The following is a 269-nucleotide window of genomic DNA, read 5'->3' on the forward strand; positions in this document are numbered from 1 at the left end:
AATCAGCCCACCCCGGCGGTCGTTGAGGCTGCGCGGCAGGCAGACGTTTCCGGGGTGCGCATTGGCGTTGTCACGGAGTTGAGCGGGCAGGGTTACGACCCTCAGGTCGAGGCCCGGTTCCACGAGGCTGTCGAGATGCTAATAGAGGCGGGGGCTGAGGTCGTTGAGGTCTCTTGCCCGAACTTTGACCTCGCCTTACCTGCTTATTACCTTATTCAGCCTGCCGAGGTGTCTAGCAACCTGGCTCGTTACGACGCCATGCGTTACGG

At 61.3% G+C, this 269-nt stretch carries 1 protein-coding gene; it reads left to right on the forward strand.

The window, feature by feature from the left end; all coding sequences use genetic code 11:
- The coding region (locus FVA95_RS29840; protein WP_240051811.1) for an amidase family protein at window positions 1-269 on the forward strand (269 nt) is incomplete at both ends.

This window comes from Pseudonocardia sp. EV170527-09, assembly GCF_008369905.1.
Classification (GTDB): Bacteria; Actinomycetota; Actinomycetes; order Mycobacteriales; family Pseudonocardiaceae; genus Pseudonocardia.